General features: G+C 57.8%; 21 protein-coding genes. 5 read left to right on the top strand and 16 right to left on the bottom strand.

Translation table 11 applies throughout. The annotated features are described in order from the left end of the window. Positions 1-1,391 (top strand): alkaline phosphatase PhoX (locus AC5DB9_RS06870; protein ID WP_491732033.1); only part of this gene is annotated, 1,391 nt, incomplete at its 5' end. A 46-nt stretch (positions 1,392-1,437) separates the two neighbouring features. Here AC5DB9_RS06870 and AC5DB9_RS06865 read toward each other — a convergent pair. Next, positions 1,438-2,223, bottom strand: a complete 786-nt coding sequence (locus tag AC5DB9_RS06865) for an SDR family NAD(P)-dependent oxidoreductase (protein WP_022958154.1) — start codon at positions 2,221-2,223, stop codon at positions 1,438-1,440. Positions 2,224-2,373: 150 nt separating this feature from the next. Beyond that, complete coding sequence (locus AC5DB9_RS06860) at positions 2,374-2,994, bottom strand: TetR/AcrR family transcriptional regulator (protein ID WP_272991810.1); 621 nt, start codon at positions 2,992-2,994, stop codon at positions 2,374-2,376. Between the two features lie 108 nt (positions 2,995-3,102). On the opposite strand from AC5DB9_RS06860, the gene AC5DB9_RS06855 reads away from it, so the two are divergent. Both AC5DB9_RS06855 and AC5DB9_RS06850 read left to right on the top strand, forming a co-directional pair. Beyond that, a complete protein-coding gene (locus AC5DB9_RS06855) occupies positions 3,103-4,401 on the top strand; it encodes a flavin-containing monooxygenase (RefSeq protein ID WP_022958152.1) in 1,299 nt (432 codons plus the stop codon). Further along, complete coding sequence (locus AC5DB9_RS06850; protein WP_272991806.1) at positions 4,398-5,219, top strand: SDR family NAD(P)-dependent oxidoreductase; 822 nt, start codon at positions 4,398-4,400, stop codon at positions 5,217-5,219. Before AC5DB9_RS06855 ends, AC5DB9_RS06850 begins: the two co-directional genes overlap by 4 nt. A 62-nt stretch (positions 5,220-5,281) precedes the next feature. Here the strand turns inward: AC5DB9_RS06850 and AC5DB9_RS06845 are convergent, their stop codons facing one another. Then, the gene (locus tag AC5DB9_RS06845) at positions 5,282-7,345 is read right to left on the bottom strand and encodes a TonB-dependent receptor (protein WP_272991803.1); all 2,064 of its coding nucleotides are present in this window, start codon (positions 7,343-7,345) and stop codon (positions 5,282-5,284) included. A gap of 147 nt (positions 7,346-7,492) precedes the next feature. On the opposite strand from AC5DB9_RS06845, the gene AC5DB9_RS06840 reads away from it, so the two are divergent. Both AC5DB9_RS06840 and AC5DB9_RS06835 read left to right on the top strand, forming a co-directional pair. After that, entirely contained in the window at positions 7,493-7,939 is a 447-nt protein-coding gene (locus tag AC5DB9_RS06840) for a BlaI/MecI/CopY family transcriptional regulator (protein ID WP_272991800.1), read from the top strand. Further along, positions 7,932-8,855, top strand: coding sequence for a M56 family metallopeptidase (locus AC5DB9_RS06835; RefSeq protein ID WP_272991797.1), 924 nt, complete (start codon positions 7,932-7,934; stop codon positions 8,853-8,855). The genes AC5DB9_RS06840 and AC5DB9_RS06835 overlap by 8 nt, the downstream gene beginning before the upstream one ends. Positions 8,856-8,879: 24 nt before the next feature. Here the strand turns inward: AC5DB9_RS06835 and AC5DB9_RS06830 are convergent, their stop codons facing one another. The 13 genes from AC5DB9_RS06830 to AC5DB9_RS06770 form a co-directional block, all read right to left on the bottom strand. Further along, positions 8,880-9,752: a cation diffusion facilitator family transporter gene (locus tag AC5DB9_RS06830; RefSeq protein ID WP_272991794.1), complete on the bottom strand. Its 873-nt coding sequence runs from the start codon at positions 9,750-9,752 to the stop codon at positions 8,880-8,882. Positions 9,753-9,803: 51 nt separating this feature from the next. Then, the gene (locus tag AC5DB9_RS06825; RefSeq protein WP_272991792.1) at positions 9,804-12,902 is read right to left on the bottom strand and encodes an efflux RND transporter permease subunit; all 3,099 of its coding nucleotides are present in this window, start codon (positions 12,900-12,902) and stop codon (positions 9,804-9,806) included. A gap of 10 nt (positions 12,903-12,912) precedes the next feature. After that, complete coding sequence (locus tag AC5DB9_RS06820; protein ID WP_272991789.1) at positions 12,913-13,902, bottom strand: efflux RND transporter periplasmic adaptor subunit; 990 nt, start codon at positions 13,900-13,902, stop codon at positions 12,913-12,915. Beyond that, the gene (locus AC5DB9_RS06815) at positions 13,892-15,154 is read right to left on the bottom strand and encodes a TolC family protein (RefSeq protein ID WP_272991786.1); all 1,263 of its coding nucleotides are present in this window, start codon (positions 15,152-15,154) and stop codon (positions 13,892-13,894) included. The genes AC5DB9_RS06820 and AC5DB9_RS06815 overlap by 11 nt, the downstream gene beginning before the upstream one ends. Positions 15,155-15,669: 515 nt before the next feature. Then, positions 15,670-16,131: a GNAT family N-acetyltransferase gene (locus tag AC5DB9_RS06810; protein ID WP_272991782.1), complete on the bottom strand. Its 462-nt coding sequence runs from the start codon at positions 16,129-16,131 to the stop codon at positions 15,670-15,672. 10 nt (positions 16,132-16,141) lie between these two features. Then, a complete protein-coding gene (locus AC5DB9_RS06805; protein WP_272991779.1) occupies positions 16,142-16,690 on the bottom strand; it encodes a GFA family protein in 549 nt (182 codons plus the stop codon). A gap of 18 nt (positions 16,691-16,708) precedes the next feature. Next, positions 16,709-17,353: a glutathione S-transferase family protein gene (locus AC5DB9_RS06800; RefSeq protein ID WP_272991776.1), complete on the bottom strand. Its 645-nt coding sequence runs from the start codon at positions 17,351-17,353 to the stop codon at positions 16,709-16,711. A 190-nt stretch (positions 17,354-17,543) separates the two neighbouring features. Beyond that, positions 17,544-18,404 carry a DUF6236 family protein gene (locus AC5DB9_RS06795; RefSeq protein WP_272991773.1) on the bottom strand — a complete coding sequence of 287 codons (861 nt, stop codon included), beginning with the start codon at positions 18,402-18,404 and terminating at the stop codon, positions 17,544-17,546. 133 nt (positions 18,405-18,537) lie between these two features. Then, complete coding sequence (locus AC5DB9_RS06790) at positions 18,538-19,797, bottom strand: ribonucleotide-diphosphate reductase subunit beta (RefSeq protein WP_022958139.1); 1,260 nt, start codon at positions 19,795-19,797, stop codon at positions 18,538-18,540. A 92-nt stretch (positions 19,798-19,889) separates the two neighbouring features. Continuing rightward, positions 19,890-22,757 (bottom strand): ribonucleoside-diphosphate reductase subunit alpha, encoded by a 2,868-nt coding sequence (locus AC5DB9_RS06785; RefSeq protein ID WP_273009805.1) that lies wholly within the window; start codon positions 22,755-22,757, stop codon positions 19,890-19,892. A 391-nt stretch (positions 22,758-23,148) separates the two neighbouring features. After that, complete coding sequence (locus tag AC5DB9_RS06780; protein WP_022958137.1) at positions 23,149-24,234, bottom strand: ABC transporter ATP-binding protein; 1,086 nt, start codon at positions 24,232-24,234, stop codon at positions 23,149-23,151. Positions 24,235-24,295: 61 nt separating this feature from the next. After that, positions 24,296-25,210 (bottom strand): ornithine carbamoyltransferase, encoded by a 915-nt coding sequence (gene argF / locus AC5DB9_RS06775; RefSeq protein WP_022958136.1) that lies wholly within the window; start codon positions 25,208-25,210, stop codon positions 24,296-24,298. Between the two features lie 36 nt (positions 25,211-25,246). Then, positions 25,247-26,437: an aspartate aminotransferase family protein gene (locus AC5DB9_RS06770; RefSeq protein WP_273009802.1), complete on the bottom strand. Its 1,191-nt coding sequence runs from the start codon at positions 26,435-26,437 to the stop codon at positions 25,247-25,249. Positions 26,438-26,702: the final 265 nt, after the last annotated feature.

Here is a 26,702-nt window from a genome sequence, read left to right as displayed (position 1 = left end):
CCGGTAGCGTCGCCACCGCCAGCTGGTTAACAGCCTGCGGCGGAGGCTCCGGTGGAAGCGGCGGCGGTCGGTCGGCCGGTTTCTCCAGTAAGTTCCGTACTATCGGGCCATTGCTTGAGCCCAATGACGACGGCATTCGCTTGCCCGAAGGCTTTACGTCGCGCCAATTGGCGGTTTTTGGCGAGCCGCCGGTGCCAGAGGTTGATCCCTTTTTTATCTGGCATTCCGACCCTGATGGGGGTGGCACCTTTCGCACGGATGACGGTGGTTGGATTTACGTCAGTAATTCCGAAGCGCGAGATCTGACAACCATTCGAGATCAGGATCCCACCGGCATTTTTCGCCGGAACCTCGATCGCGATACAGCGGCGTTGTTACCGCCCTTCTTTGGCGGTGGTGTGAGCGCACTGCGCTTTGATGCGCTCGGTAATCTGGTGGATGCCTATCCCTGTCAGCGCGGCACCACTACCAACTGTTCTGGCGGTGCCACGCCGTGGGGAACCTGGATTAACGGCGAAGAAATCTGGGACGGAAAAATGTTCGAGTGCAGCCCGCTCCGCGATGGTGGGGAAGCTGTTGAACTGCCCTGTTTTGGCCGCAAGGCTCATGAGATGGTGGCGGTGGATGTCGAGCACCGCGCCATTTATCACACCGAGGATATTGATACCGACACCGATCGTTTCTATCGCACTGTCTGGGAGCTGAATGATTGGCCGGAGGCGACGGAACGCCCGAACATGGATGCCGGTAAATTGCAGGTGCTGTTTGTGCCGGATGGCATTGAGGCTGCGCGTCTGGGGCCGGTCGCCTTCCAATGGAACGATGCCGTTGATGATGGTCGCGCTCAGCCAGACACGGTAGATGAAGTGGATGCCACCATTTTCGGCGGCAACGAAGGTGTTTGGTACTTGGAGGGAATGGTCTTCTTCTCTACCAAGAGCGACGACAATATCTGGGCGATTGATGTTGCCGGGGGCACTATCGAGAGTATCTATAACCCAGAGAACGGCGTGATTGGTTCGCCGTTTGATTTGGACGAGGAGCCATTAAGCGGTGTCGATAATATTGCCATGACGCTCGATGGTGAAATGCTGGTCGTGGAAGACGGCGGCTTTATGCGCTGTATGGTGTTGCTGCCCGACCGCACGACCATTCCCCTGTTACAGCTTCCGGGCAGTCCCAGCTTGACGGAAGTGACAGGCATTGCGATTGCACCGAGTGGCGATCGCATTTATGTCTCGGGGCAGCGCAGCCGCCCATTGGGTATTTTCCCGCCAGAACTGGAGCCGGGTTCACTCATTCCTACCCGCGTAGCCGGGGTGACCTACGAGATTCAAATGCCGTTCTCGGTGCGTGTTGATCGCCCGATGGCGAAGCCCTTGACCGCGTAACTGGCCACCCTATAGCGGGGCGTCAGCCCCGCTGATCGCTCAGGGTTTAGTTGTGAACGCCACCGTCGACTTTCACTACTTCGCCCGTCATATGCGCACCATCGGCAGATGCCAGCATGGCGATAACGCCCGCGACTTGTTCCGGCGCGCCGAACTGACCGTCGGGGCGGTTGAGGTGGGTAAAGAGATCCATGTCGAGGCTTGCCATTCGCTCGCCCTGCGCCAGTACCATCGGGGTCAAAATGCCGCCCGGTGCAACGGCATTTACCCGAACGCCTTGCTTGAGGTATTCCCATGCCAGCGTGCGCGTGAGCGCATACACACCACCTTTACTGGCCGCGTAGGCAGCCATATACGGGTGGCCGAATTGGGCTGAGGTAGATGCCGCATTGACGATACAGCCCTTGGTTTCCAGCAGTGCGGGAATGGCTTCGCGACAGCACAGGAAGGTGCCGATGAGGTTGACGTTCAGAATTTGCTGAAATTCTGCCAACGAGGTTTCCGTGCTGGGCATGGACCGCAAGATGCCCGCCATATTAATCAGCGCATCCAGCTTGCCTTCTTTGTCTTTAACGTCGGCAATCAGGGCTTTGACCTGTTCTTCTTCCGCGACTGACGCCGAGTAGGCGCGAACACTGCCAGACATGTCTGCAGCGGCTGAAACAGTTTCCTGCAACCCGGCTTCATTGAGGTCTACCGCGATGACCGCGCCGCCTTCGGAGGCAATACGCAGTGCCGTTGCCTGGCCAATCCCCGACCCGGCGCCGGTGACGATAATGGATTTATTGCTGAAACGCTGCAGCCCGCTAAGGCTCTTGTTTTCGTTGCTCATGAGATGTCCGACGATGAGAAAAGAGCGCAGTCTAACTGTTTTGGGACATTGGTTGGAGCGTTGGAAGATTACGATGCGTTTAATTAAATCGCGACAGTCTTTTCGCGTTAGCCCTTAGCTGGCGCGCAGCCGCCGCTGCTATTAGAGGCGCTAAGCCTGTCTGGATGCCGGCAGGCTGGCCTGACACATCTGAATAAACTGCTCGATCAGTTGTTCGGCTTCGCTGCTGCTCACCTGGGTAGTCATATGGGCAACGGTTTCGGCGCAGCTCATGATCAGCATCAGGCGAGTGCGCAGCGCCTGACGATCCACGCCGGGATAGCGCTCGGTGAAAATGTCTTCGGCGAAGCGGCTGTTCTGGCGGGTGTCGGCCATATCCAGAGCCATCAGTTCGGGGTCAGCCTGAATCGCGGCACGGAGGTGGCTGCGGTAGGGCTGCGAGCGCTGAAGCTGACAATACTGCTGCATGGCCTTGCGCATGGCCTGCCATTCATCGTCGTTGTCGGGTTTGAGGCTGGCGACCAACAGTTCGCGATTTTCCTGAAAGCTGGCCCTTGCCAGTTCGAGCAATACCGCCTGTTTGTTGGGGAAATAGCGATACAGGGCGGGCTTGGAAACCCCCGCACGGCGCGCCAGCTCGGCCATGGAAAAGCCATCCGCGCCGCATTCGCCAATGAGTGTGGCGGCGGCCTCCAGCATGGCATTCAGGTTCTTTTTGGCGCGGTCCTGTTCGGGCTGGCGGCGTAATTGTTTGCTGTTATTCGTTGTCATCGCTTGACTTTACCTTAAAAGTGACTAACGATCACGTTTTAATATGTGACCAATGGTCGCGTTTTGTTTGAAAAAGTGACCTTTGGTCGTTTTATTTTGGGGGCAGTGATGGCGGATTCTGTATTCGATGTTGTAGTAATAGGAGCGGGGCCTGGCGGCCTGATACTGACACGCCGTTTGGCGGAAAGCGGCGTTAACTTTGTGAGCCTGGAGCGCAATGGCGATGTGGGCGGGATTTGGGATATCGATGCGCCCGGTTCGCCGATGTACGAATCAGCGCATTTTATTTCCTCGCGCAGTTGCTCCGGCTTTCCGGGTTTTCCCATGCCGGAAAATTTCCCCGATTATCCCGGTCACCGGCAGTTGCTGAGCTATATCCGCAGTTATGCCGATCACCACGATTTGCGTAAGCACATTCGTTTTAACACCGAGGTGGTCAAGACCTTTCAGAATGATGACGGCCTCTGGCAACTGCAGCTCAGCGGTGGCGAGGTACTGCAAACCCGCTATCTGATCTGTGCCAACGGGGTGACCTGGGAGCCCAATATCGTTGAATGGCCCGGCGAGTTCAGCGGTGAGATTCGCCACTCGGTCAGCTACCGTTCGCCCCAGGAGTTTGCGGGCAAGCGGGTGTTGGTTGTGGGCTGTGGCAACTCGGGGGTGGATATTGCCTGCGATGCGGCCTTTGCGGCGGATCAAGCCTTTTTGAGTACTCGTCGTGGTTATCACTTTTTGCCCAAGCACCTGATGGGAATTCCCTCCGATGTGCTGGCGACAAAGGGGCCGAAGCTACCGTTTCGTTTGCAGCAGATGCTGTTTGGCGGTTTGTTGCGGTTGATCAACGGCAAGCCGGAAGATTACGGCCTGCCTACGCCGGATCACAAAATCTTTGAGTCTCACCCGCTGATGAACACGCAGATTCTGCATTACATCAAGCACGGGGACTGTATTCCCAAGCCGGGAATCGAGCGCTTCGAGGGCGATGAGGTGGTGTTCACCGATGGCAGCCGCGAGCAGATTGATCTGGTGATTGCCGCGACGGGCTACCAGCACGCCAGTCCCTTTCTGCCGGAAGATGCCTGGGAAGACAAAGGCGGGCGCCCCGACTTGTACCTGCGTATTTTCTCCAAGCGCTACAACAATCTGGCGGTACTGGGCTTTGTGGAGTTTGCCTCGGCGGCCTACGCCAGCTTCGATGAAATGGCCGAGCTGATTGTGGCTGATGCGACGGCAACGAAGGAGACGAGTCTGGCTCGCAAACTGGCAGAGAAGAAGCAGCACCACGATCCCGACCTCAAGGCAGGCCATCGTTATATTGCCACGCCGCGCCACGCCAATTACGTCGATGTGGACCGCTATCTGAAGGTCTTGGGGCAGGTGAAGCGCGAACTGGGAGTGGCATCATGAGCGAGAAAAAGAGAGCGATTGTGGTGGGCTCCAGCGGCGGCATCGGGCCGGAAATTGCCCGCCGTCTGGATCGTCAGGGCTATGAGCTGACCTTGGTCGACCGCGACCTGTTGGCGATACAGACCCTGGCGGAGCAACTGAGCCGTGCTACGGCGGTGGCGGCGGATCTGTGTGATCGCGAGGCACTGGCTGAGCTGTGCGCTAAGATTGAAGGCGATGCCGACGGCTACGACGTAGCGGTCATGAATGCAGGGGTGATCTTCCCGAAACTGGTGCAGGATACCGACCCCGGCGAGCTGGATCTGGAGCTGGAGGTGAATCTGCGCTCGGCCATCCATCTGCTGCGCGCCTTTACCCGCCATATGCTGCCGCGCAAGCGGGGGCACATTATTACCACGGTGTCGATGGGCGGCATTATCGCGCTCAAGGGCAGTGCCTGCTACGCCGCCACCAAGTTTGGTCTGCGCGGTTTTGTGGTCAGTCTGCACAATGAGCTTCGTGCTCACGGCATTAGCGTCTCGGGCATCTATCCCAGCGGGGTGGACACGCCCATGCTGCAATACGAGGCCCGCAATGATGGCAGCGCACTGAATTTTGCCAGCGCCCTGCAATCGGTGGCGGATATTGGCGATGCCTTCGAACGGGCACTGGCTACCGGGAAAGTGGAGATCTATCCCTCGTGGATGGACAGTCTGTCCGGCCGTCTGGTTGGCAGTTTCCCCTGGCTGATTCCCCGAGTTTTGCCACTCATGGAACGCATTGGTGAACGCGGACGTCAGCGGTATCTGGCGCAGCTAGACCAGCGCAGTCAGTCATGACCGGCGCTGCCGGTCGTCGTGTGTCTTCTTAAATTATGTGTCTTCTTAAGTTGTGTGTCAGCTTAGAAGGTGAAGCGAAGCCGCGCCCGTAGCTGACGCGGCTCAAACACCTTGTAGTGAATGTCTTCGATACCGGCGGCGGGCTCGCCGGGCAGGCGGGACGCGTAGAAGTAATCGATGTCGTGGTCATCGCTGTCGAGCAGGTTCAGCACATCCAGTTGCAGGGTGACTCGCTCATTGCCCCAGCCCACGGTGGCGCTGGCGAGGGTGGAGCCGTCGGATTCCACGCTGTCGTCTTCAATCAGCGGATAGCTGGCGAAGTGGCGCAGGTGCAGTGAACCAAACCAGCCGTTGGGCGCATTGGCGGTGAGGCCGGCGGTGGCGACAAAGGGCAGGGCGCCGGGAATGTCTTGGCCGTCAGGGCTGCGGTCCGAAAATTCTGCGTCGGTCCAGGCGAGGTCGGCTTCCAGGGTCCAGATATCGCTGAGCGTGATGAAGTTATTGAACTCCACACCTCGACGACGGCTGGGGCGGCTGGCCTCGGTTGTCCCGGCATCTCCAACAAACAGCAGTTCGGAGTCGAGTTCGAGATACCACAGCGCCACCGAGGTGTTCCAGCGTTCAAACAGGGTGCTCTTGATGCCCCATTCGGCGCCAGTGGAGCGCACCAGTGGATCGACCTTGTCCACCGCGCTGCCGCTGCCGGGATCAACGCGTATGGTGGTGCCGCGGGCGTCGTTGGAATGAAAGCCGCGACCAGCGCTCAGGTACATTTCACTGCGGGGGGAAAGCGCATAAATCAGACTGGCTTTGGGGCTGACAATGCTGTCGCTGGTGTCGCCGCTGTTGAGGGGATTGTCGGCGTCGACATCAAAGCGGTAGTAGTCGCCTCGCAGGCCGAGAATGGCGCGCCAGCGTTCATGAAAGTGCCATTCCATTTCGTAGAACAACGCGGCACTGCTTTCTTCCACGCTGTCTTCCCGAGTGGTGGCAAGGCGTTGTCGGTTTGCTGTGTGGTACAGGCCAACGTCGCTGATGTCATCGTGGCGAACCTCGACGCCCACCTTCTGGCGAAATTGGTTGCGGCTGCCGCTTAGCCAGCCATGATTCCAATGCCCGCCGAGAATGCGGCGTTTATCCAACTGCTCAAACTGGTCGCCATTCACCGGGTCATCCAGAAAGTAGGTGAAGTTCGACCACAATTGCATTTCGTAGTCGATGACATAGGCGCCCCAGGCGGTATTGCCGTGCTCCGTCTCCGTGTTGAATTGAGCAGACAGGCTGGCGCGACGGGAGTTGCCACCCAATCGCTCGTCGAGCGAACCCAGTTCATCGATCAGTCCCTGATCCACGGCGCGCTGGGGGATCTGATCGGCAGAATCCCAGTCATTGTCATAGTACATGGCCGTGATGCTCCACTGGCGGTCGCGGTCATCACCACTGCTGAGGCGAAGCAGGCCGTTCAGCTTTTGGGCATTGCCGTCGATATCCGTCCACGGTCCATCGAAATACTGACTTTCGATAGCGGCAAAGAGCTGTTGGCCCGCGACCGTTGCGCCGCCCATGGCTAACAGGCGCTGGTAATTATCTTCGCCCATTTCCAGTTGCAGGCGGTTGTCGGGCGCCCGGTGAAATGTGTTGATATGCACGCCGCCCGCCGAGGAAAAATCCCCCAGCTCGGCGTGATAGGGGCCTTTCACATAATGCAGACTTTCGATAACTTCGGGGATCAGGAAATTGGCGTCGGTGTAGCCCTGCCCATGACCGTGGGTGCGCATATTCACCGGCATGCCGTCGATCCAGGTTGCGAAGTCGGTGCCGTGATCCAGATTAAAGCCGCGCAGAAACATCTGGTTGGATTTCCCCGAGCCGCTATGCTGAGTCACGATCATTCCGGGAATGGCCTCGAGAATATCGCCGGGGCGCTGGACCGGTCGCAGGGCCAGATCAACCTGGCCGATAATGCCCTCGGACGCGGAGCGCGCATCCCCGACCAGTGCGTCGCGTCGCCCCTCTACCACCACCTCTTCAATATGGGCGTTGGCGGGCAAACAACTCACGGCGCCGATTGCCAAGGCCAGCAGGTGAATAGACGGTAATGTGGATGGGCCTGAATGTCGTGACATTATGTTGTCTCCGTGAGGGTTGGCAATCGCTTTGCTTGTTGTTGTAGGCGATGTAATAACAGCCGTGCCGAGAGCCGACCAGTCATCGGTTTTGGGGCGAGGAGGCCATGGACAGTACCGTGAAAGACAAAAAAGGGGTGGACGGGCATGAGCTCGGATAAAGGGAAATGGACGCGCTGGCTGGCGCGACCCCGTGGACAGCGGCTGCCGGAGCTGGGCAGTCGCGAGGTTGAAGTGTTGGATATTCTCTGGGCCAGCCATACCGCGAGTGCTCAGGAGGTACTGAATAAACTGGGTGGAAACACACTTTCTCTGTCGACGGTACAAAGCACTCTGGAACGCCTGCACCGCAAGCAGTTGGTCGAGCGCCACAAAGTGGGGCGAGCGTATCGCTATCGCGCCTTGATGACTCAGTCGCAACTGATCAGCGGGCTGATGAATGATCTTGCCGACGATGTGGCCGCTGGAAAGCTGGCGCCTATGCTGTCCGGCTTTGTGGACTATCTGCGGATGAAGTCACCGGCACTCGGCGAAGAGGTCTCGCAAGTGCTGCAGGCGGATCAACGCGGCGATACCGAGTCCGCCGATGACTGAGCTGTTGTTCCTGCTGAAATGGGCAGGCATATGGCTTCTTGTGACGGTGCTTGCCGAATGGCTGACGGCGGCTTGTTATCCCCTGTTTCATCGCGGCATTGCGCCGCTCAATCCCGCCCTGCGCAGCACCGCGCGCTTGCTGTTCAGTATGACCGCGCCGCTGTCTTCCATCGCGGTTGTGGCGCTGTTGAACCAGCCGACGCTGCTCGAACATCTGCTTGCCGAGCATTGCCACGATGGCCGCTGCGGCGTTCATGCGCCGGTGCATGCCAATGCGGGCGCCGTAGTGGCGGTTGCCATGCTAAGCGGCGGGCTGGTTTTGCTGGTGTTTGCGGTACTGATCTGGTCGCTGCACCTCAGTCAACGGCGCTTTCGTCTGCTGGAAAAACTCACCGAAGCCGAAACCGGTCAGGCCCTGCGTGTTATCGATACTCCGGGGATGCTGGCTTCCTGCGTGGGGCTATTGCGCCCCAAAGTTTTTGTCTCCCGGCATCTCACACAGCAACTCAGTGCGGCTGAACTCCAGGCGGTGATTGCCCATGAACAGGTTCACGCCTACCGTTTGGATAACCTCAAATCGCTGATGCTGCGCTGGTCGTCCCTGCTGTGGCCGCCAGTCATTGCAAGGCGTATCAGGCAGGGCTATCAGCACGATGCCGAGCTCGCCTGCGATCAACTCGCCGGAAAGCGTTGCGATCCGGCAGCGCTGCACTCGGCACTGGAAAAAATGTCGGGTGGTAAAACCGCGCTTGATACGGAGCGGCTGCGTCAAAGTGAGGAGCTGCAGGCCGCCGGTGGGCGCGATGTCCTGCAGAAAGTGTTGCTCAGTCTGTTGCTGTTCTTCAGTGTGGTGGGTCTGGTGTTTGTGCTGCTCAATGCCGCCCATATGGGAATAGAGTGGTTGGGTGAGGTGTAGATACGGCGTGATGTGGTGGATGTGTTATTCATCCCGACATCGCTCGTCGCTCAGCTCAATTTCAATTGTGGTATGTGCAATATCCTCGCTCGACAGCGCCGTATGGATGGTTTCTTTTAGCTTTGAATAGTCTTCAAGTGAGTCCAGTGGATATGCCCTGATATGCGCGGTAAGAACGTGTTGCTCGCCGTCCAGTGACCAGAGGTGAAGGTGATGGACGCTCTCAACCTTGTCAAGGGAGAGTAAAGACTGGGTGATCGTATCGACGGTATTTGCGTTTGGCGTGGCTTGTATAAAAAGGCGCCCGGTTTTTAACACCGTTTTTACTACGTTGATAAGAATGAATAAGGTAAATCCGACTGACAGCAATGGGTCGAGAATTGGCATGTCTACGATTGGCATGACCAAGGCCACGAGAAGAACCGCCAGCCATCCAAACACGTCTTCCATCAAATGCCAGTTTAGAATCTTCTCATTGAGTGTTTTGCCTGCCTTGAGCTTATAGGCGGCGAAACTGTTTACAGTGACTCCCAACACCGCCAAGGCAATCATCCCCTCGGTGTGAGGCATCACGGGATCAAGCAGGCGCGGTAAGGCCTCTGATATCACCCATATTGATCCACTGATTAATACAAGGCCATTGACGAGTGCCCCCACCAGACTCAGGCGACGATAGCCGTAGGTGAATTGAGAGTCTGGCTTTCGATTTCCGAGCCGGTCGAGTAACCAGCCACTGCCGATGGACAAGCTGTCGCCCAGGTCGTGGACCGCATCCGCCATAATGGCCGTGCTGTTGGTGAGCCAGCCGCCAATAAATTCGATGATCGAGAACGACAGGTTCAAGAGGAATGCCCAGCCCATGCGCTGGGATCGGGCGGCATGCGTATGGTCGTGCATGGTTGTCTCCTGTGTATTGCGGTGCAGGGTAAGCTGCACCGCATAGAATGGCTATTGCTGATCCTTCTTGTGTGCCCATTGGTATAACACTGGTAGCACGATCAGGGTCAATAGCGTGGAGGACAGAATGCCGCCAATGACGACCGTTGCCAAAGGCCGTTGCACTTCAGCGCCTGTGCCGGTGTTTAATGCCATGGGTATGAATCCCAGACTGGCGACCATGGCGGTCATCAATACCGGACGCAGCCGGATCAGTGCGCCATCAATAATCGCCTGACGGAGATTGCCTGTCTCAAGCCAGAGGTCTCGAATAAAGGCCAGCATCACCAGACCGTTCAGCACGGCTACACCGGAAAGGGCGATAAAGCCGACACCGGCGGAAATGGATAAGGGAAGGCCGCGAAGCCACAATGCCAAGACACCGCCGGTAAGCGCCAGTGGTACGCCGGTAAAAATGATCAGTGAGTCTTTCAGCGAACCGAAGGCCATGACGAGCAATCCTATGATAATGGCCAGTGTGACCGGTACGACCAGCGCGAGCCGTTTACTGGCGGATTCCAATTGTTCAAACGTCCCTCCGTAGTCAAGCCAATAACCGGCGGGTAATGTCAGGTTTTTCGAAATTTGAAGCTTGGCTTCATCGACAAAACTGCCCAAGTCCCGGTCTCTCACGTTCGCCGTTACCACGACTCGGCGTTTGCCGTTTTCTCTGCTGATTTGCGCCGGTGCAGGTTTAAGCTCGAGGTCTGCGACTTCAGCCAGTGGGACATAATTACCATTTGGCAGCGGTACTGGCAGAAAGCCGAGACGGTCGATATCGCGTCGTATATCTTCCGGCAGCCGCAAAGCGAGCGTGAAGCGACGATCACCTTCGTAGATGAGCCCCAGCTCTTTGCCGCCAATACCCGTCGCAATCAGTGTCTGCATATCGTCTACGGTCAAACCGTACTGCGCCAGGGCAAGGCGTTTGGGGATCACCGATAACATGGGCAAGCCGCTGACTTGCTCCACCCGTGCATCCGCTGCACCGTCGAGCTGTTGTACGACGGTGAGTATCTGCTGGGCGATTTTTTCAAGTTGTTCAAGATCGTCGCCAAACACCTTGATGCCCAGATTGGCTCGCACCCCGGAAATCAATTCGTTAAACCGCATCTGGATAGGTTGGGTAAATTCGTAGTTGTTGCCGGGCAATGTCTCAAGGGCTTCCTCCATAGCGCTTACCAGCTCCGCCTTGGAGCGGCTGGGGTCCGGCCACTGGTCGCGGGGTTTTAGCATGACAAAATTGTCTGCCACATTGGGTGGCATCGGGTCTGTCGCGACTTCCGGCGTACCGATCTTGGCAAACACGGTCTCCACCTCCGGAAACGCTTTTATTTTTTCCTCCAGAATTTCCTGCAGTGCTATCGATTGCTCGAGACCTGTACCCGGTATCCTCAGGGCATGCAGCGCGATATCTCCCTCATCAAGCTGTGGGATGAACTCCGCGCCAAGGGTGCTTGCCAGCCACAAGGATGAAGCGAGCAAAACGCCAGCGCTTGCCAGTACCGCGCCGGGCAAGGCCAGTGCCTTTTCCAGTAACGGGCGGTACAGGGCTTTGCCTGAGCGAATAATGCGACTTTCCTGTTCCTTAACCGGGCCGTTCATAAAGACGGCTACAGCGGCGGGAACCAGCGTCAGCGACATGGCCATCGCGGCCAGCAAGGCCATCATGACGGTCGCTGCCATAGGGTGGAACATTTTTCCTTCCACACCACTGAGCGAAAAAATGGGTATGTAGACGACGGTAATAATGGCCACGCCGAACAGGCTTGGGCGTATCACTTCCCGGGTTGCCGCATACACCACGTCCAGTCGCTCGCGCAATGGCAGCGGTTGCCCGGCGTGACTCAGGCGCCGGATACAGTTTTCTACAATAATCACCGCACCATCGACAATGAGCCCGAAATCCAGCGCGCCGAGGCTCATCAAGTTGGCGGAAACACCGGTACTTACCATGCCGGTAATGGTCGCCATCATCGACAGCGGAATCACGGCCGCGGTGATCAGTGCCGCACGAATATTTCCCAGCAGAAGCAGCAAAACGACAATGACGAGTAAGGCGCCTTCAAGCAGATTTTTCTGCACCGTGGCGATGGTTTTATCGACGAGTGAGGTCCGGTCGTAAACCGTTTCAAGCGTAATGCCGTCGGGTAAGGAGGCTTTAATGGCTTCCAGTCTAGTCGCGATATCCGCTGCCACTTGGCGGGCGTTCGCGCCAGTGAGCATCATGGCTGTAGCCAATACGGTTTCCCGACCGTCGCGCGTCGCCGCCCCGGTGCGCAGCTCTTTGCCAATGGCGACCTCCGCAACATCTTTAAGCATCACCGGCGCCGCGCGATGTCGAGCAACAACAATGCTCTCAATGTCTGCAATGGTTTTGAGCTGTCCGGGAGAGCGCACTAAAATCTGCTCACCGTAGCGCTCAATGTAACCCGCCCCGCGATTGTTATTATTGGCCTGCACCGCGCGGGCAATGTCTTGCAGGGTAATGCCGTGCTCCAGCAATTGCATTGGCTTGGGGGTGATGTGGTACTGCTTGTCAAAGCCGCCAATGGTGTTGATTTCTACCACGCCGCGCACCTGCGCCAGTTGCGGTTTGATCAGCCAGTCCTGAATTTCCCTGAGCGAGGTCGCATCCCAAGGCTTGCCGTTCGCCTGTGTCGATCCTGGCTCCGCTTCAACGGTATAGCTGAAGATTTCGCCCAGACCCGTGGCAATCGGCCCCATTTGCGGTTCGAGCCCTGACGGCAGCGCATTTTTTATGGCAGCCAATCGCTCATCAATCAGATTGCGAGCGTGGTAAATATCGGTGCCTTCTTCAAACACCACGGTCACCTGCGACAGGCCATAGCGTGACAAGGAACGTGTGTACTCAAGCTGCGGCAGGCCATAGAGCGCCGTTTCAACAGGGAAGGTGATGCGCTGCTCGGCTTCCAGCGGTGAGTACCCCGACGCATGGGTATTGATTTGCACCTGCACATTCGTGATGTCGGGCACCGCGTCGATCGGGAGTCGCTGATAACTCCAGATACCCATGCCGATCAGTACGGCTATGAGGCTGAGTACAAAAAAACGTCGCTCAATGGAGAGACGTACTATGGAATCAATCATGACTCTCTCCTCAGTGCTCGTGAGATGCAGCGGACTTTTCAATGTCTGCCTTGATCAAGTAGCTGTTGTCGACAACATAGCGATCACCCGCGTCCAGCCCTGACAGCACTTCAGTGTGCACCCCGTCGGTACGACCCGGCTCAAGCGCTCGTGCGTAGTAGCGTTCGCCCTCCTGAATAAATACGACAGGCCTGCCGTCCAGTTGCTGGATGGCGCGTGTTTTTATGACTAAAGGTGAGCTCACAATCTCTGCATCGATTTCGGCGGAAACCAGATCGCCGGGTGCCATATCGCCATTGGCATTGTCCAGCATCACGCGCGCGATCACGTATGGTTCGCCCTGATCAGCGGGCGCTATCGATTCGATGCGACTGTCGTGACGGTGGTTGTTGTGAATCACGTGCACCGGAAGTCCCGGCTTGACCTCAAAGCGCTGGGAGGAGAACACTTGCAACGTTGCCCACAACCGTCGGGTATCGACCACGGTAAACAGCGGGGTATTACCGCTGATTTCGCCAACGCTGGTTTGCCGGGATTGAATGATGCCGCTAATGGGAGCGACTACCGCGTAGTCTTTCAAACTGTCGTTGGACTCGACCACGGCTAACACCTCGCCCTTGTCGACGCTCTGGCCAACACGGGCTCTGACCGATTTCACCAGTCCGGCGAAGCGAGCTCGAAGCGCTACCCGCTGATCCGGCGGTAATTCCAGGCGACCATAAACCTGAAGGTGGCGCTCTATCTTGCCGGGGCCAGCGATCTCTGTGCTTATCCCGTTGCGTGCCGCCATGGCCGCTGAAATGGTGGTCGCTTCGCCGTCACTGGCATGATCCCGCTGCGCCAGATCGCTGCTTTCCTGCGTCGAGTAGCGCGTTTGCTGGTGGTCGTTGTGGCTGTGGCTGTGGCTGTCACTGGCGATGCCGGGCTGAGCGATGGCAAGAAGCAGACACAGGGCGGTGAGATGCATTTGCATAGGACGGTTTCCAGTTTTAATCGTCATGACTTGCCTCCTCGGCGAGGGGAGTGGCCGTCAACTGTTCGATAAGTGTTTGATTGTGGAGCGCCGCGGTGGCTGCGTGGATCAGTCGTCGCCGGGCATCCAGCAGTTCATTCTGGACGGCCAGCCAGTCGGTATAGCGATAACGGCCCTGCTCGTAGGCGAGGCGGGTTTGTGATTGGGCCGATTCCAGCGTGGGGATAATCCTTGTCTGCAGCGTCTTTGCCGCCAACTGGTTTTGCTGAAACGCCTGCCAGGCGCGATATAGCCGCGCGCCCAGTTTTAGCTCCCGATCTTCACGACGGTAAGATTGGCTATTGAACTCGGCGTGGGCGGCCTTTTCCTCTCCGCGATTTCGGGCGGCTGAAAATAGCGGGATTTCCAGGCTCGCCGTCAATGCTGAGTCGCCACTGAACTGCTCATGACGCACACCCAACCTCCAATTGATATTGGCACTGGACTGGCTGCGTGCGAGCGCCAGTTCCGCTTCCGCCATCCGCCGCTCTGAGGCGAGAATCGCCAGCTCGGGTGAACGCTCTACGCGACGCCGCAGGCTGGGGAAGTCGGTGGCATTGGCGAAGGAAAAGAGATTGCCCTCTACGTCGTTGAACCCGGCCTGTGGCTCGCCCCAGAGGCTTGCCAGAGACTGCCTTTCAGCGTCGTATTCCGCTTTGAGCGCGGCGAGATTAAGTTCGGCCTGCGACTGTTGCGCTTTCGCTCGGAGTCTGTCGGCTTCGGGCACAGCGCCTTTACGGGCGAGCCGTGAGATAACATCAAGAGTCTCGTTAGTTAACGCCAGAGCACGTTCTTCGACGAGAATCTGATGCTTCAAACTGAGTGCGCTAACAAAGCCTTGCGTGACGGTGGCGACCAAATCCAGCGCGGCCGCTTTGTGCTCCAGAGCCGTCCTGGCATAGCGGGTGTTGGCCAGGGCGGTTCGGGCCTTGCGCTTATCGCCAAGCTCAATCACCGAGCTAATCGACAGTGCATACTCCGCATTGTCAGTGCCGGACAATGTGCCATTGCCGGCGAGGTTTTCCGCTTCAATACCGATGGCATAGCCGGGGTCTTGCTTGGCGGTGTCCGTCCTTGCCGCTGCCGCTTGTTCGCGAAGCGGGAAAACTTGCAGAAAAGGGTTGTTGTCGAGTGCGCGAGCGACCGCTTCTGGCAGTGTCAGTTGTGCATGGGCTGGAGACGCCAGCAAACACAAGGCCAGCGCAAGCCATCGCTCGCACCAGATACGAAGAGTACTCATGGTGTAATCCTGTTGTTTTAACGCGAAATGTGTCGGTTGAGACAGGATTTACAAGATGGGAGGCCTGAAGGGAGTGTTTGGATACGCTTCGGTCAGCAGCGCGCTATAGCCTGATGAAGTGGCCTCTCTGACCGCTAGCTCAAGTGGAGATTCTGAAGGGGGAACATACGAGATTTGGTGGAAATGGCAGTGGCAACAATGAATGCAACTTTCCGCATCATCGGCATGCTGGCGTTCACCTTGATCATCAGCGGCATGCCCATCGTGGCGCAGCTCTCCGGTGGTCGGAGCGGCGTTGCTAATGCCGTGCTCCCAGCATCGACCAGACAGACTGCGATGCCAGCAGGGCGATGAGTATGTAGATGATACGTACGCGGCGTTTCATGTCCAAATGAAGCTGTTGTGAAATGAGCTGTTGATGAGCCTATAGGATACCGCCTGACAAATAAAGTTCTGACTCCTTGGCGCGGTCTCCCGCAGAACATGCCAAATCAATTTTTGCTTGATCGGAACCGCTAGTCCACGGCGAGCTGGTAGCGCGTGAATGACGCGCCCAGCAGCTCAACCTGCCTGACCGAGATCGCCCGCTTTATCAGGAAACGGTATGGCCGCCGGGTGTGAAAGAAGTTGATTGCCACTTCGCGGTGGCCCATCGCCCTGGCCCAGTCCATCAGCTCGAGAAAAACGGCTTTGCCGACTCCCCAGCCTTGTTCGCCAATCACCACGGCCAGCTCATACTCGTCGTTTTCCCGCTGAATGCCGCACCAGCCTATCAGCTCATCGTTCAGCGCAATGGCCCTGACGCGGCAGCCCGGTGTCGCGTCAACGCGCTGCTTCTCGACCAGCCACTGCTGTAAGGACGACAGAGTAAACAAGGGGTGCGCAATAAGGTGTTGTCGAACGCGGTGGCTGTTGAGTAAGGGCAGCAACTCCTCTGCATCGATCGCGTCAAGGCGAGGATAGGTGATCTCGGTCATCGGATTTTGGCTACTCGGGAAGGGTGATATCGCCGCTAATATAATCGACGGCTGGGGAGCGAAACCCCATCGCTGCCCAGGCTGCAATGAGCTTGAAGAAAAATCGCAGCGTGTGCGTGGCAGGGTTCGGCACATCATCAGGCAGCGATACACCCGCTGGCTTATCACGGGTCATGGTACGAATCTCCAGTGCGGGCAGCGTCTGTGCAGGCCAAAGGCCGCCATACAGACTCAGCCAATGACCGTTCATAAATTCGAGGAACATCGGCGTATTGCAGCAGCAGGCAACCACGCGGCGCGTCTTCGCCGTCGGTGACAGGCGGTGCTCCTTCAGTGTGTCTTGCCCGGCCTGACAGCGAACACGATCCTTTCTATACACCACAAATCGTGTGGCCCCGTTGTCGTCCAATAGCGGTGGGGCGCTGTCCAGTGTTTGAAGCAGCGCTCCCGCCTGCTGACAATCCCGGCACAGGCATTCCACACTCATAATCTGCTTACCCTCAAGCGTCAGAGTCGTGTGTCCGCAGCGACATCGAACGGTGATGGTCTTCGAATTCAAAACTGGGACTCCTGTCCGTCAGTCGTTCTCGGCGAAATGGGCCAATTGATCCGCATGGGCTTTTTTAAATGCCGGTCGTGAGCTTGCCTGTTCGACGTACTGGCGACAGTGTGGCGATTCATCCAGTCCATCCAGCCGGTCCACCAGACGCAACACATCGGCCATCGCAATATCGGCAATCGAGAAGCTGTCGGCCAGCCACTCCCGGTCTGCCAACACGGCTTCCATGTGACGAAGGCGAGCCTTGAGAAAATCTAGAATGCGGGCGCGCTCGGGAGCCGATTCCTCGCCGTCGGTAAACCGCAAAATAAACCAGGGCAGGCTGGCCATTTCCACCGAGTTCAGCGCGGCGAATAACCACTGTATGACCTCTGCCCGTTCTGCCGGGGCAGTGGGGAGCAGCGCGTCGCTTTGCTCGCCGATATGCAGCAGCATGGCCCCGCTTTCGAACAGCGTGATATCACCATCGCGCAGCCACGGAACCTGACCAAAGGCCTGCTGACTGAAGTGCGCGGGCTGGCGGTTGTGAAACGGCACCGATTCCACCGTGTAGTCGAGTCCCGCTTCCTCCAATGCCCAACGCGCACGCAAGTCGCGGACAAAGCCGCGCGGAAACTCCGGGACCCAGTCAAAGGTGGTGATGGTAAATCGAGTGGCAGTCATTGTTGGGCCTCCCTGCTGAGTGTTGGTTGTCGCCAGTCTGTGGGCAACTTAGCATGATGTGATAGGCGCTGGGTCCCTAACCCTCCGAGTGCATGCAGTGTATTGAGAACAGGCTTGAATAAGTCGTCGAACTTATAATTGGAAGGCAAGATGTGTCCTTCTGGGGTTATTGAAAGTGGCCTTTTTGTGCCTAGCCGATAACCCTTTCTTTCCTTGCATTTGAAAGATAGCCCAAGTTGGGGTGCTGCTGTCCGTATTTGAATGTCCTGGTGTGCTTGGCAGACAGGGCAATAGTGGAGCTGATCCCGGCACACCCCATGATTTCAAGTCCCGTCGCCCCAAGCTCTAAACAATTATTTAAGAAGGCGAGACCAATCGTGTGCTTTATCGCGTCGTCAGCAGAGATCTTTAGGTCTGTGGATATATCGAATGAAGTCGTGGAAACGAATCGTTGCAATACAGTTTTGTTCTGTTCGGCGATAAGTCTCTCAAGGTCACGGATAACCAAGTTTTTTTTAATTTTGGGATCCGGGGATGACAATATTTCAAGATACAGTGCATCTAGTAGTTCATGAAGTATCGCCAGTTTATCCGAGTGCCTCTCTTTGAAATCAAGCACATCATATACTTCTACATCTGCTGACGGTGCCAGAAGGGCGTTTGATAGCTCAATGCGAAGAATGTCGCGAGGATTGTTGTATTCCTGAGGAATGGCGAGGGAGCTGCCTCGTTGGTGCATTGTCCAGGAGGTGGTGGTGTCCTTTGACATTAGTTTCGCAAGCTCACATTGGTTGTTGAGCATTGATGCGCCCACTTCGGCTCCAGTAAAGTTGCCAACTAATGGTATTCTCGGTCGATATATGGCTCCGGTCTCAACTAGTACATCTTCGTCAGGAATCCCAACGTGAACCAGATTGTTAGTCGGGATAAAAACTTTATCCCAATACAGTAAATAGAACCTTATCTCGTCGGCAGATATTGTTGAGGCCATCTTGAAGCCGTCCACAAGCACTTGCACTTCAGCAGGTGATGTAATGATTCCGCGCTTCATGACGCCTCTACCCTATAAGGATCTCCATTAGAGAAGTAATTGCTCACCGTGTTTACCCCGCCAATAGGGCGGGGCGGTAATTTCTCTATTGCAAAAAAAGTGTCTCTAATGACAATTCCCGCCTTGGGAGCTATTACCAAGTCAGCGCGCCGCCAGTCTGGTATTCAATCACTCGGGTTTCAAAGAAGTTTTTCTCTTTGCGCAGGTCCATGATTTCGCTCATCCACGGGAAGGGGTTTTGGGCGTTGGGGAACTGCTCTTTGAGGCCGAGTTGTGAGAGGCGGCGGTTGGCGATGAATTTGAGGTATTCCTCCATCATGGCCGAGTTCATGCCGAGTACGCCGCGGGGCATGGAGTCTTTGGCGTATTCGATTTCCAGTTGCATGCCTTCGACGATCATCTGGGTGACTTCTTCCTGGAACTGGGCGCTCCACAGATGCGGGTTTTCGAGCTTGATCTGGTTGATCATGTCGATGCCGAAGTTCAGGTGCATGGATTCGTCGCGCAGGATGTACTGGAACTGCTCGGCGACGCCGGTCATTTTGTTGCGGCGACCCATGGACAGGATTTGGGTGAAGCCACAGTAGAAGAAGATGCCTTCGGTGACGGCGTAGAAACCGATGAGGTTGCGCAGCAGCTCTTGGTCGTCTTCCGGGGTGCCGGTTTTGAAGTTGGGGTCGCCCAGTGCCTGAGTGTGGGTCAGGCTCCACGCCGCCTTTTTGGCGATGGAGGGCAGCTCGCGGTACATGTTGAAGACTTCGCCTTCGTCCATGCCCAGTGACTCGACACAGTACTGGTAGGCGTGCGTGTGGATGGCTTCTTCAAAGGCCTGGCGCAGCAAGTACTGACGGCACTCTGGGTTGGTGATGTGGCGGTACACGGCCAGGACGAGGTTGTTGGCGACCAGCGAGTCGGCGGTGGAGAAGTAGCCCAGTGAGCGCATGACGATACGGCGTTCGTCGTCGGTCAGGCCCTCGGGGTTTTTCCACAGGGAGATGTCGGCGGTCATGTTGACCTCTTGCGGCATCCAGTGGTTGGCACAGCCGTCGAGGTATTTCTGCCAGGCCCAGTCGTATTTGAAGGGCACGAGCTGGTTAAGGTCGAGGTGGCAGTTGATGATGCGCTTGTCTTCTACGCGCAGGCGGGCGGCGCCCATTTCCAGCTCTTCCAGACCGGCGGCCACGTCGAGGTTATCGAGTGAGGCGCTGGCTTTGTCCATCACGCTCTGCGCGCTGGCGGGTTCTTCCGCTTGTGCGGGCGGTGGTGTCTGGCTGGCTACGGCCGGGCCTCGGCTTTCTGCCGCAGGTGCCTGTTGAGGCTGTGGCGCGGCTTTGGGCTGCGGCTTGGCGTTGGCTTCGTTGTCGTCTTTGTCGAAATCGTCCCAGCTGAGCATTGGTTCGTCACCTCGATAATGTCTTTCACCCGGTCAGGGCGTTATAAAAATGTGTGCAGAAGCGTGGGGCACGCGGCGGCGCCCCGAGTGTTTTACTGGCAGGCCTCGCAATCTGGATCATCCAGCGAGCAGGCTTGCGGTACGGGCGCGGCCTGTGGCTCGCTGTTGCCCGCGTTGGCCGAGACCTTGTTCATGGAGCCTTGGCTCACCGTGGATTTCTCAGTGGAGCTGGCGGCCAGCGCACGGAGGTAGTAGGTGGTTTTCAGGCCACGGAACCATGCCATGCGGTAGGTGATGTCCAGCTTTTTACCGGAGGCGCCGGCGATGTACAGGTTGAGCGACTGCGCCTGATCCAGCCATTTCTGGCGACGGCTGGCGGAGTCGACCAGCCAGCGTGGCTCCACTTCAAAGGCGGTGGCGTACATGGCCTTCAGGTCGTCGGGGATGCGGTCGATTTTCTGTACCGAGCCCTCGTAGTATTTCAGGTCGTTTACCATGACTGCGTCCCACAGGCCGCGGGCTTTCAGGTCTTTGACCAGATAGGGGTTCACCACGGTGAATTCGCCGGACAGGTTCGATTTCACGTACAGGTTCTGGTACGTGGGCTCGATAGACTGCGAGACGCCGGTGATGTTGGCGATGGTGGCCGTGGGCGCAATCGCCATGACATTGGAGTTGCGCATGCCCTGGCTTTGCACGGTGGCGCGCAGGCTGTCCCAGTCGAGGGTCTGGCTCTGGTCGACTTCAATGTAGTCGGCGCCGCGTTCTTCGATCAGAATTTTCACCGAGTCGATGGGCAGAATGCCACGGCTCCACAGTGAACCTTCGTAGCTCTGGTAGCTGCCGCGCTCAACGGCGAGGTCGCTGGAGGCTTTGATGGCGTAGTAGCTGATCGCTTCCATTGAACGGTCGGCAAATGCTACCGCGTCATCAGACGAGTAGGCGATGTGCTGCTTGTACAGTGCGTCCTGGAAGCCCATCAGGCCCAGACCTACCGGGCGGTGCTTGAAGTTGGAGTTCTCGGCCTGCTGCACGCTGTAGTAGTTGATGTCGATAACGTTATCGAGCATGCGTACGGCCGTCTTGATGGTTTTCTCCAGCTTGGGCAGGTTCAGCTCGCCGTCCACAATGTGCTGGGCGAGGTTGACCGAGCCGAGGTTGCACACGGCAATTTCGTCTTTGCTGGTGTTGAGCGTGATCTCGGTACACAGGTTGGACGAGTGCACGACACCGGTGTGCTGCTGCGGGCTGCGCAGGTTGCAGGGATCTTTAAAGGTGATCCACGGGTGGCCGGTTTCGAACAGCATCGACAGGATTTTGCGCCACAGGTCGGCTGCTTTCACGCGCTTGTACAGCTTGAGTTCGCCGTTGCGGGTCATCTCTTCGTACTGGTTGTAGCGCTCTTCAAAAGCCTTGCCGTAGAGGTCGTGCAGATCGGGCACATTGTTGGGCGAGAACAGCGTCCACTCGCCGTCTTCAAACACACGCTTCATGAACAGGTCGGGAATCCAGTTCGCGGTGTTCATGTCGTGGGTACGGCGGCGATCGTCACCGGTGTTCTTGCGCAGCTCGAGGAATTCCTCGATGTCCATGTGCCAGGTTTCGAGGTAGGCACAGACCGCGCCTTTGCGCTTGCCGCCCTGGTTAACGGCCACGGCGGTGTCGTTGACCACTTTCAGGAAGGGCACCACGCCCTGTGATTTGCCGTTGGTGCCTTTAATGTAGGCGCCCAGTCCGCGCACGGGGGTCCAGTCGTTGCCCAGACCGCCGGCGAATTTCGACAGCATGGCGTTGTCTTGAATCGCGCCGTAAATGCCGTGCAAGTCGTCGGGCACGGTCGTCAGGTAGCAGCTCGACAGTTGGGGACGCAGGGTGCCGGCGTTGAACAGGGTCGGCGTGGAGCTCATGTAGTCGAAGGAGCTGAGCAGGTTGTAGAACTCGATGGCGCGCTCGGTCTTGTTGTCTTCGCGCATGGCCAGACCCATGGCGACACGCATGAAGAAGATTTGCGGCAGTTCGATGCGCACGTCATTGCTGTGAATGAAGTAGCGGTCGTACAGCGTCTGCAGGCCGAGGTAGTGGAACTGGTGGTCGCGCTCGGGCTTGAGGGCGGCGCCCAGTGCGTCGAGGTCGTAGCTGCTCAGTTCGGGAGACAGCAGTTCCAGTTCAACACCTTTGGCGATGTAGGCTGGCAGCGCTTTGGGGTAATACACGCTCATATCGTGCTGGGTGGCGCTGTCGGCCACACCGAGGAAGCTCAGGGCTTCGGCGCGCAGTTTGTCCAGCAGCAGGCGGGCGGTGACCAGGCTGTAGTTGTGCTCTTTTTCCACCATGGCGCGGGCGGCGATCACCAGCGAGGTGTTGACCTCGTTCTCAGAGACGCCGTCGAACAGGCTTTTCAGCGCTTCGTCCAATACGGCCTGTGCTGACACATCGGCCAGACCTTCGCAGGCTTCGTTGACGATAAACTCCAAACGACCCAGATCCAGTGGCACTTCGCTGCCATCAGCGCGTTTTACCTTGATGCTGGGGTGGGTTTTTTCGGCCACTTCGGGGCTGAGCTGGGCGCGTTCTTCGGCGCGGGCCGCGCGGTAGATCACGTAGGCGCGGGCGATTTTATGCTCGCCGCTGCGCATCAGGGCCAGCTCGACCTGATCCTGAATCTCTTCAATATGAATAGTGCCGCCCGTAGGCATACGCCGCTTGAACGTGGCCGTCACCTGATCGGTCAGTTTGGCCACGGTTTCGTGAATGCGGGTGGAGGCGGCGGCGTTGCCACCTTCTACAGCCAGAAATGCCTTGGTGATGGCCACGCTGATCTTGTCGTCGGTGTAGCTGACGACCGAGCCGTTGCGCTTGATAACGCGAAGCTGACCCGGCGCCGTCGCGCTGAGTTCATCCTGTTGCGGCGATGCGGGCGGCGGGTTGCTGCTGGCATGGTTTTCTTGGCTGGTTTGCATAGTGGTGGCCCCTGCTGTGCTGTGGCGAAACGGTTTGTTGGTGGTGCCGCAGAAAAACGGATGTCTGCGTGATGCTGTACGGCTTTGTGTCCGTCGAAAATCGGACAAGTTTTTATTTACAGCTTGATCTCAGGGCGCAGAGGGTGGTAGTGCCGTTTCTGCGCTGTTTCCCATATATGGGGTTTTTTCTGGATTGGGCTACAAGATAATGCGGTTTTTGGGGATGTGCAAGCACCGTATCTTGTGGGGAGCTTGTGGATAAAATGTGGGTAAGCAGGGGGCAAAAAATGGTGCTTGATGTAAGCCGCATGGGACGGGCTTTTGCGCTGGGCGGCCCGATTTTGGTGCCCGCCGTGGTGCATCCAGACGGATTTTTTCTAAGAAAAAAAATTTATATAGCGCTGTTACGGTGCACTGGTTTGGCGGTGGGGGCGATGTTGTCCTGAGCGAAGGCGATCAGGTGTTCCAGCTCGGTGGTGATCTGCACACTCTCGCCCAGTTCGTAGTCGCGATGGCTGGGCAGCAGGGCTTCAACGCGACTGCCGGTGGGCAGGCGAAGGGTGTACATCGTGGCGCTGCCAGAGAACACTTTCTTTTCGATGATCGCGCTCAGGCCGCCGATGTCGGCCAGCACCACATCGTCGGGGCGCAACAGCACATCTACCGGGGTGCCGCTGGGCCAGGGATAAGCGCGGTTACCCATCAGTGGGCCGAGCTCGGTATTCACCGTGTTGGACTCGTCGCCAATCATGCCGGGCAGAAAGCAGCCTTCGCCGATAAAGTCGGCCACGATGCGATTGGCGGGTTCGTGGTAGAGGTTAAACGGAGTGTCCCACTGTTGCAGCTTGCCGTGGTAGAGCAGGCCGACATGGTCGCTGAAGGCAAAGGCTTCATGCTGGTCGTGGGTGACAAGAATGGCGCTGATGCCCAGCTCCTTGAGGATGTCCCGCACTTCCACGCTGAGTTGCTTGCGCAGCTCGGCGTCGAGGTTGGAGAAGGGTTCATCCATTAACAGCAACTGCGGGCTGGGTGCCAGGGCGCGGGCCAGGGCGATACGCTGTTGCTGACCACCGGAGAGTTCGTGAGGGAAGCGTTCTTCAATCCCGTCGAGCCGCACCAGCGACAACATGCGCCGCACCTGCTCGCGCTGTTTGGCCGCCGACAGCTTGCTCAGGCCAAAGCGGATGTTGTCGAACACATTCAGGTGTGGGAACAGGGCGTAGTCCTGAAACACCATGCCGATGTTGCGTTGCTCGGGGGTGAGTTGCAGGCCGGGTTCGCTCAGGCAGCGGTCGTTCAGCAGGATTTTGCCGCGATGCAGGGGCTGGAAGCCGGCAATGGCGCGCAGGATAGTGGTTTTGCCACAGCCACTGGGGCCGAGCAGGCTGCAGATGTCGCCCTGATTGACGTGAAAGCGAACGTCGCTGACGACGTTGGTGTCATCGTAGCGACACTGAATATCCTGAACTTGCAGCACGGTTACATCTCGTGTCGGTGTGGCGACCCAGCGTCGCCGGATCGCGTTCAGCGGCCGGGTGTCAGGCCTGCGCTTCGTTGAGCAGGAATTCCATCAGCGCTTTCTGCGCATGCAGGCGGTTCTCTGCTTCGTCCCAGATCACCGTTTTCGGGCTGTCCATCAGCTCGGCACTGATTTCCTCGCCGCGGTGGGCGGGCAGGCAGTGCATGTACAGTGCATCGGGATTGGCGTGCGCCATCAGCGCGCTGTTGATTTGGTAGCCCGCCAGTTTGCGGCGGCGCTCGGCCTTTTCTTCTTCCTGACCCATCGAGGCCCAGACATCGGTAACCAGCAGGTCGGAGCCGGTGGCGGCTTCAACCGGGTCGCGCACGATTTCCACGCGGTCACCCGCAGCGGCAACCAGCTCGGCGCGGGGTTCGAAGTCTTCCGGGCAGGCAATCTTCAGTTTGAAATCGAACTGCATGGCGGCGTTGATGTAGGACTGGCACATATTATTGCCGTCTCCTACCCAGGCCACCTGTTTGCCGCGAATGCTGCCGCGGTGCTCGACAAAGGTCTGAATATCGGCGAGCAACTGGCAGGGATGGTAGTCATCGGTCAGGGCGTTGATGACCGGTACGCTGGAGTACTCGGCAAATTTCTCAATGATGCTGTGCTCGAAGGTACGAATCATCACGATGTCGCACATTGAGGAGATAACGCGCGCGCTGTCCTCGGTCGGTTCGCCGCGGCCGAGTTGGGTATCGCGCGGCGACAGGAAGATGGCGTGGCCACCCAGTTGCGCCATGCCGGCTTCAAAGGAAATACGGGTACGGGTGGAGGCTTTTTCAAACACCATGCCCAGCACGTAGTTCGGGAACTGGATGCTCGGGCGCCGTGCCCGGTGGTCGGCTTTCAGTTCGATGGCGCGCTGGATCAGTTGTTCCAGTTCGGCGGGGCTGAGGTCGTTAAGGGTCAGGAAATGTCTCAATGCCATTTGGCGGCTCTACCTTTGCTGCATATAACGGCGCCGTCAGGCGGCGCCGGAGTGGGCGGGCCACTGAAGAATCAGTGGGCAAAGGATATCGAGCAGCGCATCGACATCCTGCCGGCTAATAATAAGCGGCGGCAGCAGGCGCACGACCCGCTCCGACGTCACGTTCATCAACAGGCCTTTTTCCAGTGCCTGTGCTACCAGACCGCCGCAGGGGCGATCCAGCTCTACACCAATCATCAGTCCGCGACCGCGCACTTCCTTAACGTGCTCGGCGCCAGCGAGGCGCTCGCGCAGACCGTTTTGCAGGTAGTCGCCGGTTTCCGCGATCTGGGCCAGCATCTCCGGTGTGTTCAGCGTGTTTACCACCACCAGGCCGGCTGCGCAGGCCAGCGGGTTGCCGCCGAACGTGGAGCCGTGGGCACCGGGCTGGAACAGCGATGCGGCTTTGCCGTGGGCCAGGCAGGCGCCAATCGGCAGACCGTTGCCCAGACCTTTGGCGGTGACCAGCACATCGGGGGTCACGTCTTCATGCTGGAAGCAGAAGTATTTGCCGGTTCTGCCGTTGCCCGTCTGCACTTCGTCGAGCATCAACAGCCAGTCATAGCGGTCGCAGAGTTCACGCAGCTTGCCGAGGAAGCCTGCGGGCAGCGGGTTCAGTCCGCCTTCGCCCTGAAGGGGTTCGAGCAGAACGGCCGCAACACTGCTGTTGTTTCTGGCGATGTTTTCCAGGGCTTCCAGGTCGCCGTAGGGCGCACGGGTAAAGCCGCGCACCAGCGGCTCGAAGCCTGCCTGAATTTTGCGATTGCCCGACGCGGTCAGCGTGGCGAGAGTCCGGCCGTGGAAGGCCTGCTCCATCACGACGACATGGGGCACTTCAATGCCGCGCTTGTGGCCGTGCATCCGCGCCAGCTTGATCGCGGCTTCGTTACCTTCGGCGCCGGAGTTGGCGAAAAACACATTGTCCATGCCGCTGGCGTCGCGCAGCGCTTCAGCCAGCTCTTGCTGGCGAACCACGTTGTACAGATTGGAGGTGTGCAGCAGCTCGCCGGCCTGTTTGCAGATTGCGTCGGTCACCGCCGGATGGGCGTGGCCGAGGGCGTTAACGCCGATGCCGCTGATGCCGTCAATGTAGGCCTTGCCCTGCTCGTCAAACAGTCGAACACCTTCGCCGCGCACAAAGCTCACGGGCAGTCGTCCATAGGTGTTCATCAGCGCAGGCAATGTCATTACAGCAGCTCTCCTGTTCACGCTCGTTGTATGCGGGAAGCTAAAACGCAAAAAGGCAGCAAGTGCTGCCCTCGAAATAAGGGATCAATCATATAAGGAAGCGTTTGTAAATTCCAGCGTTGCCGACAATTGATGCTGGTTGTGCTTTGCCGTGGTGCACTCCACGGCTGGCGCGGTTTTGGCGGCTGCTTGCGGTGGTGTTTCGCAGCGGCTGGGAGCTGTCTGCAGAGGCGCTTTGGGGCGGGAATTGGGGCCGCTTGCCGGT

The organism is Spongiibacter sp., from assembly GCF_984394615.1.
This window is presented reverse-complemented; position numbering and strand designations above follow the sequence as displayed.

What these genes read in the sequence shown, in the direction of transcription:
- AC5DB9_RS06790 (WP_022958139.1), bottom strand. Translation starts at nt 19,797, where the DNA reads ATGCTCAGCTGGGACGATTTCGACAAAGACGACAACGAAGCCAACGCC.
- AC5DB9_RS06845 (WP_272991803.1), bottom strand. Translation starts at nt 7,345, where the DNA reads ATGTCACGACATTCAGGCCCATCCACATTACCGTCTATTCACCTGCTG.
- AC5DB9_RS06795 (WP_272991773.1), bottom strand. Translation starts at nt 18,404, where the DNA reads ATGAAGCGCGGAATCATTACATCACCTGCTGAAGTGCAAGTGCTTGTG.
- argF (WP_022958136.1), bottom strand. Translation starts at nt 25,210, where the DNA reads ATGGCATTGAGACATTTCCTGACCCTTAACGACCTCAGCCCCGCCGAA.
- AC5DB9_RS06835 (WP_272991797.1), top strand. Translation starts at nt 7,932, where the DNA reads ATGACTGAGCTGTTGTTCCTGCTGAAATGGGCAGGCATATGGCTTCTT.
- AC5DB9_RS06820 (WP_272991789.1), bottom strand. Translation starts at nt 13,902, where the DNA reads ATGACGATTAAAACTGGAAACCGTCCTATGCAAATGCATCTCACCGCC.
- AC5DB9_RS06840 (WP_272991800.1), top strand. Translation starts at nt 7,493, where the DNA reads ATGAGCTCGGATAAAGGGAAATGGACGCGCTGGCTGGCGCGACCCCGT.
- AC5DB9_RS06865 (WP_022958154.1), bottom strand. Translation starts at nt 2,223, where the DNA reads ATGAGCAACGAAAACAAGAGCCTTAGCGGGCTGCAGCGTTTCAGCAAT.
- AC5DB9_RS06800 (WP_272991776.1), bottom strand. Translation starts at nt 17,353, where the DNA reads ATGACTGCCACTCGATTTACCATCACCACCTTTGACTGGGTCCCGGAG.
- AC5DB9_RS06855 (WP_022958152.1), top strand. Translation starts at nt 3,103, where the DNA reads ATGGCGGATTCTGTATTCGATGTTGTAGTAATAGGAGCGGGGCCTGGC.
- AC5DB9_RS06830 (WP_272991794.1), bottom strand. Translation starts at nt 9,752, where the DNA reads ATGCACGACCATACGCATGCCGCCCGATCCCAGCGCATGGGCTGGGCA.
- AC5DB9_RS06785 (WP_273009805.1), bottom strand. Translation starts at nt 22,757, where the DNA reads ATGCAAACCAGCCAAGAAAACCATGCCAGCAGCAACCCGCCGCCCGCA.
- AC5DB9_RS06770 (WP_273009802.1), bottom strand. Translation starts at nt 26,437, where the DNA reads ATGACATTGCCTGCGCTGATGAACACCTATGGACGACTGCCCGTGAGC.
- AC5DB9_RS06860 (WP_272991810.1), bottom strand. Translation starts at nt 2,994, where the DNA reads ATGACAACGAATAACAGCAAACAATTACGCCGCCAGCCCGAACAGGAC.
- AC5DB9_RS06815 (WP_272991786.1), bottom strand. Translation starts at nt 15,154, where the DNA reads ATGAGTACTCTTCGTATCTGGTGCGAGCGATGGCTTGCGCTGGCCTTG.
- AC5DB9_RS06850 (WP_272991806.1), top strand. Translation starts at nt 4,398, where the DNA reads ATGAGCGAGAAAAAGAGAGCGATTGTGGTGGGCTCCAGCGGCGGCATC.
- AC5DB9_RS06825 (WP_272991792.1), bottom strand. Translation starts at nt 12,902, where the DNA reads ATGATTGATTCCATAGTACGTCTCTCCATTGAGCGACGTTTTTTTGTA.
- AC5DB9_RS06810 (WP_272991782.1), bottom strand. Translation starts at nt 16,131, where the DNA reads ATGACCGAGATCACCTATCCTCGCCTTGACGCGATCGATGCAGAGGAG.